The 12,261-nt window shown below is 63.3% G+C and carries 14 protein-coding genes; 9 read left to right on the top strand and 5 right to left on the bottom strand.

All coding sequences use genetic code 11. The features are described 5' to 3' along the window. Positions 1-79 precede the first annotated feature (79 nt). Positions 80-646, bottom strand: coding sequence for a DoxX family protein (locus tag AArcS_RS12525; protein ID WP_238477757.1), 567 nt, complete (start codon positions 644-646; stop codon positions 80-82). A 214-nt stretch (positions 647-860) separates the two neighbouring features. On the opposite strand from AArcS_RS12525, the gene AArcS_RS12520 reads away from it, so the two are divergent. Further along, positions 861-1,142: a winged helix-turn-helix domain-containing protein gene (locus AArcS_RS12520; protein ID WP_238477756.1), complete on the top strand. Its 282-nt coding sequence runs from the start codon at positions 861-863 to the stop codon at positions 1,140-1,142. 193 nt (positions 1,143-1,335) lie between these two features. Next, positions 1,336-1,824, top strand: coding sequence for a DUF7384 family protein (locus AArcS_RS12515; protein WP_238477755.1), 489 nt, complete (start codon positions 1,336-1,338; stop codon positions 1,822-1,824). On the opposite strand, the gene AArcS_RS12510 is transcribed toward AArcS_RS12515, so the two are convergent. Next, positions 1,825-2,364 carry an XTP/dITP diphosphatase gene (locus AArcS_RS12510; protein WP_238477754.1) on the bottom strand — a complete coding sequence of 180 codons (540 nt, stop codon included), beginning with the start codon at positions 2,362-2,364 and terminating at the stop codon, positions 1,825-1,827. A gap of 38 nt (positions 2,365-2,402) precedes the next feature. Then, complete coding sequence (locus tag AArcS_RS12505) at positions 2,403-2,678, bottom strand: DUF5808 domain-containing protein (protein ID WP_238477753.1); 276 nt, start codon at positions 2,676-2,678, stop codon at positions 2,403-2,405. Positions 2,679-3,017: 339 nt separating this feature from the next. Between AArcS_RS12505 and AArcS_RS12500 the strand changes: the two genes are divergently transcribed. The 3 genes from AArcS_RS12500 to AArcS_RS12490 are packed head-to-tail and all read left to right on the top strand — an operon-like array spanning position 3,018 to position 6,658. Next, the gene (locus AArcS_RS12500; RefSeq protein ID WP_238477752.1) at positions 3,018-4,379 is read left to right on the top strand and encodes an ethanolamine ammonia-lyase subunit EutB; all 1,362 of its coding nucleotides are present in this window, start codon (positions 3,018-3,020) and stop codon (positions 4,377-4,379) included. 2 nt (positions 4,380-4,381) lie between these two features. Next, positions 4,382-5,188, top strand: coding sequence for an ethanolamine ammonia-lyase subunit EutC (eutC, locus tag AArcS_RS12495; RefSeq protein ID WP_238477751.1), 807 nt, complete (start codon positions 4,382-4,384; stop codon positions 5,186-5,188). A 6-nt stretch (positions 5,189-5,194) separates the two neighbouring features. Beyond that, positions 5,195-6,658 carry an ethanolamine ammonia-lyase reactivating factor EutA gene (locus AArcS_RS12490; protein ID WP_238477750.1) on the top strand — a complete coding sequence of 488 codons (1,464 nt, stop codon included), beginning with the start codon at positions 5,195-5,197 and terminating at the stop codon, positions 6,656-6,658. 26 nt (positions 6,659-6,684) lie between these two features. Here the strand turns inward: AArcS_RS12490 and AArcS_RS12485 are convergent, their stop codons facing one another. Continuing rightward, the gene (locus AArcS_RS12485; RefSeq protein ID WP_238477749.1) at positions 6,685-7,827 is read right to left on the bottom strand and encodes a thiolase family protein; all 1,143 of its coding nucleotides are present in this window, start codon (positions 7,825-7,827) and stop codon (positions 6,685-6,687) included. A 120-nt stretch (positions 7,828-7,947) separates the two neighbouring features. Between AArcS_RS12485 and AArcS_RS12480 the strand changes: the two genes are divergently transcribed. Genes AArcS_RS12480 through AArcS_RS12465 form a run of 4 tightly spaced genes read left to right on the top strand, consistent with a single transcriptional unit; the run spans position 7,948 to position 11,245 of the window. After that, on the top strand, positions 7,948-8,784 hold the full coding sequence (locus AArcS_RS12480; protein WP_238477748.1) for a DUF8173 domain-containing protein: 837 nt from the start codon (positions 7,948-7,950) through the stop codon (positions 8,782-8,784). 55 nt (positions 8,785-8,839) lie between these two features. Then, positions 8,840-10,195: an ATP-binding protein gene (locus AArcS_RS12475; protein ID WP_238477747.1), complete on the top strand. Its 1,356-nt coding sequence runs from the start codon at positions 8,840-8,842 to the stop codon at positions 10,193-10,195. A 4-nt stretch (positions 10,196-10,199) separates the two neighbouring features. After that, the gene (locus AArcS_RS12470; protein ID WP_238477746.1) at positions 10,200-11,024 is read left to right on the top strand and encodes an MBL fold metallo-hydrolase; all 825 of its coding nucleotides are present in this window, start codon (positions 10,200-10,202) and stop codon (positions 11,022-11,024) included. A 38-nt stretch (positions 11,025-11,062) separates the two neighbouring features. Next, positions 11,063-11,245 (top strand): hypothetical protein, encoded by a 183-nt coding sequence (locus tag AArcS_RS12465; protein ID WP_238477745.1) that lies wholly within the window; start codon positions 11,063-11,065, stop codon positions 11,243-11,245. A gap of 4 nt (positions 11,246-11,249) precedes the next feature. Here the strand turns inward: AArcS_RS12465 and AArcS_RS12460 are convergent, their stop codons facing one another. Further along, complete coding sequence (locus tag AArcS_RS12460) at positions 11,250-12,233, bottom strand: DUF5787 family protein (protein WP_238477744.1); 984 nt, start codon at positions 12,231-12,233, stop codon at positions 11,250-11,252. Positions 12,234-12,261: the final 28 nt, after the last annotated feature.

The following is a 12,261-nucleotide window of genomic DNA, read 5'->3' as shown; positions in this document are numbered from 1 at the left end:
CGTCAAAAGGAGCCGCGAGTCGCGGGACCCCCAGCGGTTGTATTCAACTTTCCCGATGGAGCCGAATGTGGTCCTCAGTTTAGCCGAGGATGTACTTTGCGGCGGGGTACTTCTCGATGAGTGGTTCGCCGCCGATGTCGAGTTGTTCGATGTGTTTGTCGAGGCCGAGGATTCGGCCTGCGCCGAAGGCGGCCACTGCGAGGAAGACGACCATGTAAATGAGCGTGGAGTCGAAGATGGCGAGCCACTCGGTGGGCCAGCCGCCGAGGTAGAACAGCGCCATCTGCATGGCACCGCCGAGGGCGGCCAGGCGGACGAACGCGCCGGTGATGAGCGCGAGGCCGATCAGGACCTGGGTGAGTGGGACGATCACGTTGACGAATTCCATGAACAGGGCGCTTTCGGCCATGAGTGCGAAGAGGCCGCTGGCGGGGCTGACGGCGTCGACGTTGGCGAGGTAGCCGCCGGCGTCGAAGGCCTCGCCGCCGGGAACGAAGGCGTACTTGCCGAGGCCGGCAAAGAGGATCATGCCGCCGATCATGGCCCGGAGCAAGACGACGAACCACGCGCTGAGGGCGTGTGGCTGGCCTTCGAGGTTGATTCCCGCGTACTGGCTTTCGAGTCGGTTTTGGGCTTTGGTTGACATCGTGTTCTGCCTCGTACAGCTACATCTCGGGGCTATCGACACTTGAAGACCCGACGCGGTTCTCAGTTGCTGGGAACGTATTCAGGAGAACATACAGACATGGTAGCTGGGGCTGCTCCCGATGTAACAGCCCACAACAGGGACAAACTGGACCGCGGTCACCAGATGGTAACCCATCAATCTTTATGCCTCTGGCACAACTTCACGCACAACGATGGCTGGCACTGACGGGGAACATATCGAAGACCTACCGCCGAGCGCAAAGCTCGTATTCAAAGTACTGGAGTACGACGGTCCCCTGACACAGAAACAGATAGTCGAGGAATCGATGCTATCGGCTCGAACCGTTCGCTACGCCCTGGAACGACTCGAGGATATAGGGATTGTCGACGAAGATGTCTACTTTGCGGACGCGAGACAGAGTCTCTACGAGATTGACGAGGACGCCATGGTGCGTGCGGATGGGTGTGCCGAACCCGGTGCCTGTGCCGAATAGTGGGACACACCTCATTCAAACGGTCCTCTGCTGGATATCCGTTTGAGTGTGGCAGGATGCCGGTCCGTTTTTGATAGCTGATATCCTTGTGCACGTATGAACTGGGCAGCGCTGTTCGAACACGCAGAGGAATGGGCGGTGGGTGAATCGGAGCTTTTGGATGCGCTCACGGAGCGCCGAGCGACACCGGCAGATGAGTAACCGACACACCGAGATGGACGTCGACCCGGCCAGTGTCGTCGCGGATGCCGACGTGCTGGCGGCCGATCTCCTCGTGGGGGGCCCTGCCCGAGATGCACTCGATTACGTCCGGTCTCACTCCTGGGTCGAACTGGTGGCGAGCGACCAACTGCTGGACGACGCTACGGTGCTGATCGGACGGTTCGCGACCAAACAGCTAGCCGAGGAGTGGCGGGATCGGATCGAGCGGGAACGCGTCCCCGTCGACCATCCACCGGATGATCATCCAGCACTGGCCAGCGCGTACCGCGGCCGCGCGGCACACGTTCTCTCGTTCGACGACCGGTTGAGTAGTGCACAGGCGGGGGCGTCGCTACAGAGCCACGTCACGGTGAGCGTCAGACACCCGAAGGCGTTCGCCACGGTCTTCGATCCCGAGAGCCTCTATGAGGCACTCCACGACGCGGAGTACCCGGGGCCGGACCGGGATCCCCGGGACTGATCACTTCTGTACAGCTAGCCAGTCCGCAAAGGTCGCCAGTGCCCGAGCACGATGGGAAATCGCGTTTTTCTCCTCAGTGGATAGCTCGGCGAGCGTCCGGCCGTCGTGCTCGAAGATGGGGTCGTAGCCGAAGCCACCATCTCCGCGCGGCGGGACGATCCTACCTCGAAGACTTCCCTCGAAGGTCTCGACGGTGTTACCGTCGCAGTAGCCCAGCACGGTTCGGAACGCGGCGCGGTGGTTTTCCTCGGACTCGACCAGTCGCTGGACGCGCTCGATACCCAGCGTATCCTCGACGAACGCCGAGTATGGGCCCGGAAAGCCGTCGAATGTGTCGATGAACAGCCCAGTGTCGTCGACCAGTACCGGTTCGTCGCCGTCGATCTCGCGGTAGGCCTCCCGTGCACCCTGGCTAACGATCGCTTCGAGGTCGTCGCTCTGGATCTCGGTGTAGTCGTAGTTGACCTGCCGAACCGTTTCGGGGAGGTATTCACGCGCTTCTCGAACCTTCCCCTCGTTGCTGGTGACGAACTGGATCATACACCCCGGTCGGTAGTCCCGGGGAAAATAGGCGTCGGTTAGTCGTCGTCGACGATGACTTCGACCGGTTCTTCGTCGGTCTCGTCGGTATCCTCACCGCTCCCGCTTTCATGCCACAGGAGCGCGCCGGCGACGGCCAGAACCACCCACGAGCGCCAGTTGGCGAGGTTCAGCGTGTAGCCGATCCCGAACGGCTTCTCGACGAGCATCCCCTCGCCTGGCTCCCAGTACGACGAGATGAGCCGTCGCATGTTCGGGCGGTCGAAGTTGTACGGTACGCCGAGGATCTCACCGGATGTCGGTTTGTCGGCCATACGAGATGTTAGGGTCGGGAGCGTAATCAACGTTGGTGTCATGGGGCGAACAGTCGATACGTACGGACAGTGTGACGCAGTGTATCGAACACCCGCGCAGGCCAGCGTCACAGCAGTTCGGTTAGAGCACAGGGGGTCTGGTCGCGGAATGGCACATAAATGTCTGGATTGCACAGTGACCGGTCGGACCGGAGAACGACCGACAGCCGGGAGAGTGATTCCGATGGTCGCGAATCGAGGAGGAATCCGGGCGCGAGTGCAACGTTGATTTCCGATCAACAAGCATGGTTTGGTAACATATGGCAAACACCCAAGAGTGGAAGTCACGTTATCTACCGTATGTCAACGGACGCAACGACAGGGGGAGTTCGTCCGGAACTCGACTCGATCCGGACGGTACTTGCGAAAGCTAACGAGCGAAAAACGGGGGACGAACTCGCGGGGCTGGCGGCCGACTCGGACGCCGAGCGAGTCGCCGCAAAGCGGACGCTAGCGGAGACAACGCTCGAAACGCTCCGCGAGAATCCGGTCGTACCCTATGAGGAAGACGAGGTGACGCGGGTCATCCAGGACGCCGTCAGGGAGCCGGTGTACGACCGTATCAGGGAGTGGACAGTTGCCGATCTCCGGGAGTTTCTGGTCGACAGTACGACGACCGACCGCGAGATACGGGCGATACGCCCCGGGCTCACGAGCGAGATGATCGCCGCAGTGACGAAGCTCATGTCCAATATGGATCTCGTGCTGGCGTCCTCGAAGATGACGATCACTGCTCGGTGTAACAACACAATCGGGGAAGAGGGGACGCTCTCGTTCCGACTCCAGCCCAACGATCCGTCCGACAACGTCGACAACATCCTCGATGCGACACGGGAGGGACTCGCATATGGCGCAGGTGACGCCGTGATCGGTATCAATCCGGTCGAGGACGGCGTCGCCAACGTGACCCGGATTCTCGAGGCCACACACGAGTTCATCGAGGAGTGGGAGGTGCCGACGCAGAACTGCTGTCTCTCCCACATCACGACCCAGATGGATGCGCTTCGGGAGGGCGCGCCCGCAGATCTCGTCTTCCAGAGTCTCGCCGGGACGGAAGCCGGAAACGACGAGTTCGGCGTCGATGTCGAGCTCCTCGACGAGGCACACGACCTCGCCCAGCGACGCTGCACCGCATCGGGGCCGAACGTGATGTACTTCGAGACGGGCCAGGGTGCGGAGCTGTCGGGAGACGCCCACGAGGACGTCGATCAGGTCACGCTGGAATCCCGGTGTTACGGGCTCGCAAAGCGATACGACCCGTTCATTGTCAATACAGTCGTCGGCTTCATCGGACCGGAGTATCTCTACGACGGCCAGCAGGTAACCCGGGCTGGACTGGAAGACGTGTTTATGGGCAAGCTCCACGGTATCTCGATGGGTATCGATGCCTGCTACACGAACCACATCCAGGCCGACCAGAACGATATCGAGAATCTGGCCGTGTTGCTGGCCGCTGGGGGTGCCAACTACTTCATCACCGTGCCGATGGGCGACGACGTAATGCTCAACTACCAGTCGAACAGCTACCACGACGCCGCTGCACTCTGGGAGATTTTCGACCTGCGTCCGGCACCGGCGTTCGAGGAGTGGCTCGAAACGATGGGCATCATGGAAGCGGGCAGACTGACCGACCGAGCGGGCGATCCCACGATCTTCACGTAACCATGGCATCAGAAACCAACGACACCGACGGCGAACAGTCCAGCCGAGACCGATCGACGGCGAGGCCGATCGACAACCCGAGCGACAGGGAGGCCCTCGAACGCATCACGACCCGGAACCCGTCACGGCTCGGCGTGGGGCGATCCGGTCCCAGACCGCGGACGGAGACGCTACTGGAGTTCCGATCTGATCACGGGCTCGCCCGGGACGCCGTGTTGACCCACGTCGACGAGGCCGTCGTCGACGAACTCGGACTCCTGAAGATCCAGTCCCGTGTCGCTGACAAGGACGAATACCTCGCCCGGCCGGACCTGGGCCGGGATGTCTCCGAGGAGACCGTTTCCCGGCTCCGGGCGGACTGTGCGACGAGTCCACAGGTACAGATCGTCGTCAGCGACGGGTTGAGTTCGACCGCGGTCGAGACGAACGTCCCCGAACTCCTGCCGGTATTGCTGGATGGGCTGGCGGACCGCGGGCTGGACGTCGGAACGCCCGTGTTCGTCGAGTACGGTCGCGTCGACGTGATGGACGCCATCGGGGAGGAACTCGACGCCGACTGCTGTGTCAACCTGATCGGCGAGCGACCCGGACTGGCCAGCGCAGAAAGCCTCAGCGCCTACATGGTGTACGGACCGGAGCGAGGGACGCCGACGTCGAAGAAGTCGGTTATCTCGAACATCCACGACGGTGGCCTCCCCCCGATCGAGGCCGGAGCACAGATCGCTGATCTCGTCGAGGAAATGTGCGAACGGGAGTGCAGCGGCCTCGAACTGCGTGAGGACGACCGGGAGTTCCAGGAGGCCGCCTGAGACGCAATGGCTTCGGCCACGCGCGAGCCCGAGCGCCTGACCAGCGTCGGCATCGATGTCGGGACGACCACGACACAGGTTATCGTCAGCGAACTCTCGGTCGAGGACGTCTCCTCCGGCGGCGCGACCCGACTGGGAGTGACCGACCGCGAGATCGTCCACCGTGGGGAGATCCGGGAGACACCTCTGCTCGATCCTGCAACGATCGACGTCGATGCAGTCGTGGAGATCGTCGACGCGGAGCTCCGCGCCGCGGGCGTCGAGGATATCGACACGGGCGCGATCATCGTCACCGGGGAGACGGCACGCGCGGCGAACGCCGAACCGCTCGCACACCGTATCGCGGAGTCGACCGGCGAGTTCGTGGTCGCGACGGCCGGTCCCGAACTGGAAGCCGTACTCGCCGGGCAGGGATCCGGAGCAGCACATCGGGCCACGGAACGCGAAGAAACGGTCGCCAACGTCGACGTCGGGGGCGGAACGACGAACATCGCGGTGTTCGACGCAGCGGGCGTCCGAGATACGCTCTGTCTCGACGTCGGCGGACGGCTCGTGCGATTCGACGAGGACGGCACGGTCAGCGCCGTTGCCGACCCCGTGGAAGGGCTCGCCCAGACGGAGGGGCTGGAACTGGCGGTCGATATGATCCCTGATCGGGAGACGCTGGTCGCGGTAGCCGGTGCGATGGCCGATCGGGTAATCGATGCGCTGATCGGGCCGCCGTACGACGAGTCGACGCTTGACCTTGCGATCGGCTCGCTCCCTGCTGAGTCGATTCCACTCGATGCCGTGGCATTCAGCGGTGGGGTCGGACGGCTGCTAGTGGCGGAGAGCGATACCGTCGGACCAGCCACGAGCGATTCGGACTTGGCGACTGGCGACTGGCTCGCGTATGCGGATCTGGGTCCCCTGCTCGCCGCTGCTCTCGCGGAGCGGGCCGCCGAGAAACTCCCGGTCGTCACGCTGGAGGAGGACATCAGGGCGACTGTCGTGGGCGCAGGCACCCGGACGACGCGATTCAGCGGCAACACGGTCCACATAGAGAGCGAGGGACCGCTCCGGAATCTTCCGGTGTTCCCGGTCGGCAAACTGGACTGTGAGCGATCGGAACTCGCCGACGTGCTCCGTTCGGCTGTCGAAACGGCTCGGGAGCGCCACGAGGCGGAACTGGGGTTCGCACTCGCTATCTCGGACGTCGGCTCCCTCTCCTACGATCGGATCGAGTCGCTTGCGGCAGCGCTCGCGGAGGCGTACGCGCCACTTCCGCCCGAACTACCGCTCGTCGTGGTGACGAGGCAGAACTGCGCGAAAGTGCTCGGGCAGGGACTCGCCCGGCGGGTGGAGGGGCGGACGGTGGTGGCTATCGATGAACTGACGGTCGACGTGGGCGATTATCTGGACATTGGAACGCCGATGCGGCGCGGCGGCGCAGTCCCGGTTGCAATAAAAACGCTAGCGTTCGACGAGTGATTCAGAGACGCTCGACCTCGACCGGGTCAGGGACGCTCGAACTCGATCGCCGCACCCTGACCGAAGCCCACACAGAGCGTCGCCAGTCCGCGCTCTGCGTCACGCTTTTGCATCTCGTGGATGAGCGTCACGGGCAGGCGTGCACCGCTCGCACCGAGTGGATGCCCGATCGCGATTGCGCCGCCGTTAACGTTGAACTGCTCGGGATCGATCCCCAGCTCGTCCCGGGAGTAGACGGCCTGGCTGGCGAAGGCCTCGTTGAGTTCGACGAGGTCGTAGTCCTCGATGTCCCGGTCAGCACGGTCGAGCAAGCCACGGGTCGCCGGGACCGGGCCGATTCCCATCACCGTTGGATCGACGCCCGCGACGTTGTTCGCGCCGACTTCCGCGAGGACATCGAGGTCGTGCTCATCGGCGAAGGCTTTACTCGTCACGAGCGTCGCCGCTGCGCCGTCGCTGACCTGTGAGGCGTTCCCTGGCGTCACCGTCCCGTCGGATTTGAACACGGTCGGCAGTCCCGCGAGTTTCTCCAGAGAGGTGTCCGGGCGGATCCCCTCGTCCTCGGTCACGGTTCCCTCGTCCGTGTCGATCGGTACGATCTCGTCGTCGAACCGTCCCGACTCGGTCGCCTCGTGGGCCCGTTGCTGGCTCTGCAGGGCGTACTCGTCCTGTTCCTCGCGGGAGACGCCGTGTTCTTCCGAGACCTTCTCGGCGGTCATTCCCATCTGTAGTTCGCCGATGTTGTACAGTTCGGCGAGTCGTGGATGGACGTTGTGCGTGTTCTCCCCCATTGGGACGCGGCTCATGGACTCGACACCGCCCGCAATCACTGCGTCGCGGTTTCCAGCCGCGACGGCGTCGGCTGCCGAGATGACCGACTGCATGGAGGAGGCACACCAGCGGTTGATCGTCGACGCGGGGACCGATTCCCCCAGCTCGGAGAGCAAGGCGATCACGCGCGCCATGTTGTTACCCTGCTCGTCGCGCTGCTGTGCACAGCCCCAGAGCAGGTCGTCGATCTCCGCGCCGCTGAGGCCAGTTTCTTCGAGTATGTGGTCGATCAGCGGAACCGAAAGGTCTTCACTCCGCAGATCGGCGAAAACGCCGTCTTCTTTGCCCTGTGGTGTGCGATACGCCGCAGCAATGACCGGAGTCGTCTCGTCGGACATGTATCTTGAATCGTCGTTCATGAACTTAAAACCGGTTAGAACTGGAAGGGGTTGGTCGGCGAGTTCACTCACTCTGACGTGATCACCATCCTTATATTCGATACGGGAGGAATATGATTTATGAGACGATCCGCCCTCCATGCGATCGCATCAACCTGTGCTCTCGTGCTGTTTTCCGGAGTTACGAGTGCGACCCAACAGAACCCCGAAGAGATCGCCGTGGCATTCGACGAACTATCGACGACGGCGATGCTCGCAGGACTCGCCGCCTCGTTCGTATTCTTCGGGCTGATCGCCGCCGTCCTTATCCACCTCACCCCGGAGTACACCCGATCGACGAACCAGCATATGCGTGACGAGCCCATAACGACTGCCCTGATCGGGTTCGGGACCGTTATCGGTGTCTTCATCGTCAGCCTCGTGCTCATACTGACGTTTATTGGCGCTCTCGTCGGGATTCCACTCCTGCTCGCGCTCGTTCTGGTCTCTTTCGTCGGTGCAGTGCTCGTCGACATCCTGATCGGGCGCTTCCTGCTTGCGGAGTTCGCCGGTCGAACCGAACGCCCGCCATCCACGAAGACGCTCTGGCTTGCGTTTCTTGTCGGCTTCGTCGTGACGGCGATTGGCACCTCGATCCCGGTTGCGGGCGGGCTCATCGCGTTGATCGTCTCTTCGCTCGGTATCGGAGCGATGGTCCAGCAGTTCCGAAAGGGATCGGCGCTTTCGGACGGGACGCCGGAAGACGAAACGTGGGAGTCGAGTTCGACGTCGAGCAGCTGGGACGACCCGGAACCGGGCGGCGACGCGGGCTGGGGACAGCAGGGGGAAGAACTGAATAACTGGGAGTCAGACGACACGGCATCCGACAACGAGTGGGGAGCCGACGACGAGAGCGTCGACGACAGGCAGGACGACGAGAGCGTCGACGACAGGCAGGACGACGACCGGTCCTGGTAGATCGGTCGGGGGTCTTCGACGCGCTTAACATCCGGCCACACGAACCTCTCCTAGAATGAGCGATGCGTCGATAGACGTCGTCGAGTTCCTGCTGACGACGCGGCTGTACACCGACAACCGATCCCTTGACGAGAACGACCTGCCACCCCGGTATCGACAGGTGTTCTGGAGCGATGGCGAGATAGAGCGACCGCTGTCGGCGACGAATAGCACCGCACGAACGGCAACGGGCATTGACCAGCCCTGGGACGCCGTCTCGGAGCTGATGTTCACCGAGCGCGACGAGTTCTCGGGCTCGATCTCGCTGACCGACCGCCAGATGGCGGAGAACTGGTTCCGTGACCGCGTCGATGCCGGACGGATTCAGTCGAACCCAACCCTCGCGTACGCGTTCGAGGGCGACTTCGAGGATGTTGATTACGATCGGGCGCGGAAGGCCAACCGACCCATCCAGGCCGATCGGGTCTGGATCGACAGCCTGCTAGAGGAGTTCTTCGACGAGGACGAAGAGGAGCTGCTCGATCTCGTCGATGTCCGGGCTCCCGAGGAGATCGAGATGACACTCGACGATCTCGTGTTGACGCCCGATCAGGAAAACGAGATTCACAAGGTCGTCAAGGCGATCGAGCACCGTGAGTACCTCGCGGAGATCGGATTACGCGAGATCGGAAAACTCCTCTTTGTCGGCCCGCCGGGAACCGGGAAGACGACCGCGGCACGCGGGTTGTCCCACGAACTCGACCTGCCCTTCGTCGAGGTGAAGCTATCGATGATTACGAGCCAGTATCTCGGCGAGACGGCGAAAAACGTCGAGAAGGTCTTCGAGGTGGCAAAGCGGCTCTCGCCGTGTATCCTCTTTATGGACGAGTTCGACTTCGTCGCCAAGACGCGCTCGTCGGACGAGCACGCTGCAATCAAGCGCGCGGTCAACACCCTGCTCAAGTCGATCGACGAGGTGAGCCTCATCGAGGACGAGGTTCTGCTGATCGGCGCGACGAACCACCCGGACCAGCTCGACGCCGCTGCATGGCGCCGCTTCGACGAAATCGTCAACTTCCCGAAGCCCGATCGTGGGATGCGCTCGGACATCCTCCGCGTGATCACCCACGCGATGGAGATCAACGAGTTCGATCCGGACGCCGTCGCCGAGATCACCGAGGGGCTAACCGGGAGCGATCTCCGGATGGTGCTGCGCGAGGCTGTCCTCGATGCGCTGACCGAGAACCGGACCAATCTGACCCAGCAGGATCTGATCGACGCCGTCGAGGACTTCGAGGAACGGGACAACCTGAAAAACATGGATATGATGGACGGCGATCACGAGGCGCTGGTCGCGGGCGGCGACATCAGCGGCGACGGCGGGAGCACGGACGGACATTCGCACGATCACGACCACAGCCACGATCACTGACAGGATGCAGGTGACCCTCCTCGGAACGGGCGATACGACGGGGACGCCGACGCTCGACTGTCGATGTGATACCTGCGAGTACGCCCGCAAGCACGGCATCGAGCGTACCCGTTTTTCCGTCTACATCCAGAACGAGCGGACCGACGAGTCCCTGCTGATCGACGCCAGCCCCGACTTTCGCCGCCAGTTCGAGCGCGAGGGTGTCGACCTGCCCGACGCCATCGTCATCACGCACGTCCACTTTGATCACCTCGATGGCCTCGGAAACGTCTACCGACTCCTCCGGGACGCACCGGTCTACGCCGCCAACGAGACAGACCCGGTCACCGGCGAGAGCGTCGCCGAAACCGTCGACCGGAAGTACAGCTATCTCGACGCGATCGAGGTCCAGCCAACGGCGCCGTTCGAGCCCGTCCGGACCTGCGGATTCGACGTGACGCTCGTTCCGGTCGATCACCCGCCATTGCTCTGTTACGGCGTCGTGGTCGAGGATCCCGAAACGGGCGCGAAGCTAACGCTTTCGGGCGATACGAACTATGCGATCCCCGACGACTCGCGGGCGGCGATGGCCGATCCCGACCTGTTGCTTGCAGACGGGATCGTCCCCGCACATCTCTGCGAGGGGCATCCTGCGGGCGGCGACCATCACGACGACGAGGGGACCCCCCGGACGTTTGGGAGCAAACACATGACCCGAGAGGGGGCGATCGCGCTGGCCGACGACCTCGATGCCGAGCACACCCGGCTGGTACACGTCGCCCACTACTACCCCGTCGACGAAGCCTTCGAGGAACCGCTGGCGGTCGACGGCGAGCGCTTCTCGCTGTAGGGAAACGCCGATATGCGCTCGGTGGCAACGGTCAGTCGATGACGTGGGCCTCGGATTCGACGCGCTTTCTCGTTTTGCTCGCCGTGGGGGCCGTCTGTTACGCGGTGGCCGCAATCGCTTTTGATGAGTTTATCCACCCGATCGAACTGGCGATCTTTGCGCTCGGACTGGCCGCAGTACTCGGGCTGTTCTGGTACTACGCGGACGAACTGCGCGAGTGAGTGATCAGCCGAACCGGTCCAGTCCTGCCTGTCGTCGCTGTCTTCCGTCGGGCTCAGCGATCCACGGTGATGTCTCGGCGCGCTCGGCGTGGAGATCGACTTCGGGTGGGTCGGCTGCCTCGTAGCCCGGACAGTCCAGCCCGCAGTCGCTTGCAGGGTCGACCAGTCGGTCGTACCACGAGCAGTGGGGGAGGCAGTGGCAGTCCCCACGGGCTGCTGTACTCGCGTTAGCACACTCCGGGAACTCGTAGGTTCGCCAGCCCTTGCCGTACGCGCGCTCGGCGATGCGGCGTCGAGCACGGGCTTTCTCCTCGGGCGAGACGGTCGTGATGTCTGCGCGTCCGGCGTGACGCTCCAGCAGTTCGATTCCCCCAGTGTCGGTCGGAAGCGGCGTCGGTTCGCGGACCACCTCGATCGGGTCGTCGCCGACTGAGTCGGGGTCGAATCGCCAGACACCGACCGGCTCCGGCAGCCGATTCAGGTGTGCGCCGGTGACGTAGCTTTCCGTGGCCAGCACGACCTCGTCGACCAGCCCGAGGCTGACATCCTTCCGTAACTGTGTCTCCAGTGCGCCCGGACGTCCGAGGTCCGGTTTGTTCTCCACCGCGATGATTCGGCCGAACCAGTCGTCGGGATACCGGGCGACCTGTCTGACGTACTCGCGTCCATCCCGGCGCTCTCGCTCGAAAAAGCCCGCCTCGACGGCGCGCTCGACGACCGATTTCACACGGCGTGGCGGCCCGGCGAGCACGCGCCCACGGTCGCGGAAACGACCCAGCCCGGCGTCGCTCTCGATGGCGGCATCGGGAATGGTATTGGGCGTGATCGCCGCGCGAGCGTCGAAGGCCGGACCCTGCTCGACGAGCACGGTATCGAGCACGCGTTTGCCGGGTGCGGCGACGCCGCCGCCGAGCTGTCGAGCGACGATCGAGTCCGTCGTCGTTTCGAGGTGGGCACACAGCGATAGCTCGAACGCAAACTCGCTCACGATCGTGGGTTGGCGCGGTCAAACAAAA

This window comes from Natranaeroarchaeum sulfidigenes (genome assembly GCF_017094485.1).
Taxonomy (GTDB): domain Archaea; phylum Halobacteriota; class Halobacteria; order Halobacteriales; family Natronoarchaeaceae; genus Natranaeroarchaeum; species Natranaeroarchaeum sulfidigenes.
This window is presented reverse-complemented; position numbering and strand designations above follow the sequence as displayed.